Source organism: Aeromonas sp. R1-1 (assembly GCF_040908495.1).
Classification (GTDB): Bacteria; Pseudomonadota; Gammaproteobacteria; order Enterobacterales; family Aeromonadaceae; genus Aeromonas; species Aeromonas veronii.
In genome coordinates this window covers 1-4,720 of record NZ_JBFODV010000292.1, presented here as the reverse complement: position 1 = coordinate 4,720, position 4,720 = coordinate 1, and the positions used below count along the sequence as shown (strand labels likewise).

The 4,720-nt window shown below is 60.0% G+C and carries 4 protein-coding genes; all 4 read left to right on the top strand.

The window, feature by feature from the left end; translation table 11 throughout:
- The first annotated feature begins 109 nt into the window (after positions 1 to 109).
- Positions 110 to 1,141, top strand: a complete 1,032-nt coding sequence (locus AB5Y92_RS19770) for an IS630-like element ISAhy2 family transposase (RefSeq protein ID WP_101318646.1) — start codon at positions 110 to 112, stop codon at positions 1,139 to 1,141.
- Between the two features lie 401 nt (positions 1,142 to 1,542).
- On the top strand, positions 1,543 to 2,208 hold the full coding sequence (locus AB5Y92_RS19765; RefSeq protein WP_005333313.1) for a 4Fe-4S dicluster domain-containing protein: 666 nt from the start codon (positions 1,543 to 1,545) through the stop codon (positions 2,206 to 2,208).
- Entirely contained in the window at positions 2,208 to 4,079 is a 1,872-nt protein-coding gene (gene hyfB / locus AB5Y92_RS19760) for a hydrogenase 4 subunit B (RefSeq protein WP_368227439.1), read from the top strand. The genes AB5Y92_RS19765 and hyfB overlap by 1 nt, the downstream gene beginning before the upstream one ends.
- Position 4,080: 1 nt before the next feature.
- Positions 4,081 to 4,720 (top strand): respiratory chain complex I subunit 1 family protein (locus AB5Y92_RS19755; RefSeq protein WP_368227438.1); only part of this gene is annotated, 640 nt, incomplete at its 3' end.

The following is a 4,720-nucleotide window of genomic DNA, read 5'->3' as shown; positions in this document are numbered from 1 at the left end:
CTAAATAACTGTTCCGAATAGTAGATCACTGGAGGAAGGGAACTCAGCCCAGTTTGTGCGATCTCATTAGTCGCCAAACAAAACAAGCCACACCCAAAGGACTGAGTTGATGCCTATCCTACCACCCCTGCCACGGTCACAACGGCGCCGCATTCACAAAATCATCCATGCCACGCGTGATAAAGGGCATGCTCGTCGCTTGATGGCCATCTTGCTGTTACATGAAGGACGCACGATCACTGATGTTCATCACCTTACCGGCGCTGCGCGCTCGACCATCGGTCGTTGGCTTCGGTGGTATCGAGATGAAGGCATAGATGCGCTAGAAGCCTTACCGGCTGGCCGTGCCCCAGTTTTACCTATCGCCAAGATGGTCACCTTACTGGTGCTGCTCATGCAGTTTTCTCCGCAAGATTTTGGTTATCAGCGCAGCCGTTGGTGTACCGAACTATTGGCTATCAAAATCAATCGGTTAACAGGGCTCAATGTGGCCGCCTCCACACTTCGTCGATGGTTACCTCGTATGGGGATTGTCTGGCGCAGGCCCGTGCCGACCTTGCGGATAAAAGACCCGGCCTATCAGGAGAAAATGGCGAATATCGACGCCGCGCTGGCCCGTTGTGATGCGGATAACCCGGTGTTTTATGAGGATGAAGTCGATATAGACCTCAATCCCAAATTAGGGGCCGACTGGATGTTCAGAGCGCAGCAAAAGCGTGTTGTCACTCCGGGGCAGAATGCCAAGCATTACCTGGCAGGCGTTCTTCATGCAGGCAACGGAAGAGTGCTTTACGTCAGCGGGATAAAGAAAAACTCATCCCTGTTTATCGCCATGCTGGAAAAGCTGCGTCACCACTACCGACGAGCCAAAACCATCACGCTGATCCTCGATAACTACATCATTCACAAAAGCAAACAGACCGAGCGATGGTTGAAGAAGAACCCCAAGTTCTGCCTGGTATTCCAGCCAGTTTACAGTCCTTGGGTTAATCACATCGAACGGCTGTGGCACAAGTTACATGAAACCATCACGCGCAATCATCAATGCAGAGGGATGGCCAACCTGCTGGCTCGAGTGAAACACTTCATGGATACCGTGTCTCCTTTCCCGGGGAATGGCTATGGCACAGCGAAGGTGTAGCACTATTAGGATCAGTTATTTAGCCCTTCTCCCGCAAGGGGAGAAGGGAGCAAACCACGGCAAATCGAACCAGCTCATTTCCCCTCACACAACAGCCGTAAGGTGAAACAAGCGCAGCGCCGTGCACCGCACACATATGTTGGAGAGCGGTGCAATTCACTCCGTTCTTTGCCCCCTACTCATGCTGCGTTTTCCAAGGTGACGAACCCTCTTGGGGGCTTCGTCACAAGTGACGAACGTCACAGTTCGACAGCCACATCAGCGCGTTCATCCAACCACACGAATATTTTTATTTATTTAAAAACAGCAACTTAAAACCAATTTCGCTGCAAAAACCAATCTGGCCCGTATCTTGCCACCTTACCCCTACTTTCTCCGTTCGCGACACGACAAGGTAGGCTATGAACCGCTTCGTTATCGCTGACCCCAAGCTTTGTATCGGCTGTGGCACCTGTATGGCGGCCTGCAGCGAGGTACACAAGGCGCAAGGTTTGCAGCAAGCCCCCCGTTTAACCGTTATGCGACACGAGCAGGCGACCATGCCGGTTCAGTGCCGTCACTGTGACGATGCCCCCTGCATCAAGGTGTGCCCGGTCGAGGCAATTCGCCAGACCGGCGATTGCGTGCAACTCAACGAGTCGCTCTGCATCGGCTGCAATCTCTGCGCCGTGGCCTGCCCCTTTGGCGCCATCCAGAGCGGCGGCAGCCGTCCGGTGGCCGTGGCCACCAGTTACGACACCTATATCCCCTGCTCCATCCGCTCCAGCAACCCCTCGACCTCCGCCGGCCTGCGCTGCTTTGGCGAGGATCTGCTGAGCTGGGAGCCGGGGGTGCGCAGCATCGCGGTCAAGTGTGACCTGTGCGAGTTTCGCGCCGATGGCCCGGCCTGTGTCGGTGCCTGCCCCTCCCAGGCACTGAAGCTGGTCAATGACGGCGACACCGAACGCGCCGCCCGTATCCGTCGCCAGCAAGCGGCCGACACCAACCCGCAAGGGGCCTCCGCCTTTTCGGCGCCTGCCACGGCGATCCCTGCATCCGATTTATCCACCACAGAGGGAGTTCGCTGATGTTGTCCCCCCTTGTTATGGCCACGCTCCTGCTCTTTTTGCTGGGCGCTGCCGCCGGTTTGCTGCTGCAAAAGCTGCCCGCACTGGCCAACCGCCTCAATAGCGGCCTTGCCCTGCTGGGCTCACTCGCCGGTCTGGTCGCCGCCATCCAGATCTTTGCCCAAGGCGCCCCCGTCGACGGCCAGCTCTGGCTGTTGGGCTCGGTGCACCTCGACATGCTGGCCGCGCTGATGCTGCTGGTGATTAGCACCGTCGGCGTCGCCGTCGCCCTCTACTCCTTTGCCTATATCCGCGAATATCAGGGCAAGGGGGATGTGGCCATCGGTGCGCTGATGAACCTCTTCCTGTTTGCCATGGTGGGCATGGTACTGGCCGACAATGCGCTCGGTTTCTTGCTCTGCTACGAGCTGGTGACCCTCACCACCTACTGGCTGGTCAAGACCAACCCCGAGGCCGCCAAACAGAGCCGTCTCTATCTGGTGATGAACCATATCGGCATGGCACTGGTGCTGATAGCCTTCTGGCTGCTCTGCCGAGAAAGCGGCTCGCTGGAGTTCGCTGCGCTGCGCGAGCACCATCTGGCGGGCGCATTGGCCTCCCTGGTGTTCCTGCTCAGCTTCTGCGGCTTTGGCCTGCGCGCCGGTTTCGTGCCGCTGCACGGCTGGCTGCCGGTGGCCGAGCCCGTTGCGCCGTCCCATATCTCGGCGCTGATGTCCGGCGTGATGGTGAAGCTGGGTCTCTTTGGCATCTTGCGGGTCAGCATCGATTTTCTCGGCGCCAGCCAGCTCTGGTGGGGCTATGTGGTACTGATCTTCGGCGCCTGCTCGGCAGTGCTCGGGGTGCTGTTTGCGCTGGCCGAGCACGATCTCAAGCGGCTGCTCGCCTACCACACGGTGGAGAACATCGGCATCATCCTGATGGGGATGGGGATCGGCATGATCGGCATCGCAAACCAGCAACCGGCACTGGTGGTGCTGGGGCTGCTCGGCGCCCTCTATCACCTGCTCAACCACGCCATCTTCAAAAGCCTGCTCTTTATGGGCACCGGCTCTGTGATGTTCCGCCTGCACACTCGCGACATGGACAAGATGGGGGGCCTCGCCAAACTGATGCCCTGGACCGCGCTGGCGTTCCTCATCGGCGCCATGGCCATCTCGGCGCTGCCGCCGCTCAACGGCTTTGTCAGCGAGTGGTTTATCTACCAGTCGCTGCTCTCCATGACCAAACTCGGCACCTCGGTCGTCGCGCCGCTTGCGGTAGTGATGCTGGCGGTAACCGGCGCCATGGCAGTGATGTGTTTCGTCAAGGTGTATGGCATCTGCTTCTGCGGCGCCCCGCGCAGCGAGAAAGCGAGTCACGCCCGCGAAGTGCCGGGCGCCATGGTGGCAGGCACCCTGCTGCTGGCCACGGTCTGTCTGGTGCTGGGTCTGGGCGCCCCCTGGATTGCCCCCCATATCGCCAGCTATGGCCAAGCCTTGGTAAGCGGCCAGATGAACGTGGCCACTGGCGCCACCCTGCTGCCACTCGACAGCTCACAAGCGATCCTCTCCCCGCCCGTTATCGCCATTACCTTGCTGGGGCTGTTCCTCATCCCGTTGCTGGTACTGGCCATCTTCAAGGGGCCCAAGCTGGGTCGTCGTCACGCTGGCACCCCGTGGGCCTGTGGTTACGCCTATGAGGAGCGCATGAGCCTCACCTCTGGCGGTGTCACCCACACCTTGCGCCAACTCTGCGCGCCGCTCTATCGCAAGCAGCCGCAGCTCGATCTGGCCAGCGCCCTGCACGGGGTGAGCGATACCAGCGGGACAACCGGCTGGTTGCTGCACGGTGTTGTGCTGGCGCTCTTTATCCTGATGGCTGTAGGAGTCTGATATGCCTGTTCTTGAAATGCCGAGCTGGGGCATGGTTGCCCTCGCCCTGACCCAGGCCATCGCCATGCTGGCGCTGGCGCCGCTCGCCACCGGTTTCAACCGGGTGCTGCGGGCCAAGATGCACTCCCGTCAGGGGCCGGGCCTGCTGCAAGATTACCGGGATATCGCCAAGCTCCTGCGCCGTCAGGAGGTAACTCCCGAGCCTGCCGGCATCATCTTCAACCTGATGCCTGCGCTGCTCATCGCCGCCCTCTTGCTGGTGGGGATGGCGCTGCCGACCCTGACTCACGAGTCCCCCTTCCCCATCGCCGGGGATCTCATCACCGACATCTATCTGTTCGCCATCTTCCGCTTCTTCTTCTCCCTCTCGGGGCTCGACAGCGGCAGCATGTTTGCAGGTATTGGTGCCCGCCGCGAACTGACCCTCGGCATTCTGGTGGAGCCCATTCTGGTGCTCGCCTGCTTCATCATGGCGATGATGGTGGGCAGCTCGGATCTGGGCAACATCAGCAGCTATGTGGCGACCCAGCCGCTGGCCGCGCCCATCGCCACCCTGCTGGCCGGTGCCGCCTGCGCCTTCGCGGTGTTTGTCGAGATGGGCAAGCTGCCCTTTGACTGCGCCGAAGCCGAGCAGGAGCTGC

Coding starts and splice junctions, on each gene's coding strand:
- AB5Y92_RS19765 (WP_005333313.1), top strand. CDS start 1,543: ATGAACCGCTTCGTTATCGCTGACCCCAAGCTTTGTATCGGCTGTGGC.
- hyfB (WP_368227439.1), top strand. CDS start 2,208: ATGTTGTCCCCCCTTGTTATGGCCACGCTCCTGCTCTTTTTGCTGGGC.
- AB5Y92_RS19770 (WP_101318646.1), top strand. CDS start 110: ATGCCTATCCTACCACCCCTGCCACGGTCACAACGGCGCCGCATTCAC.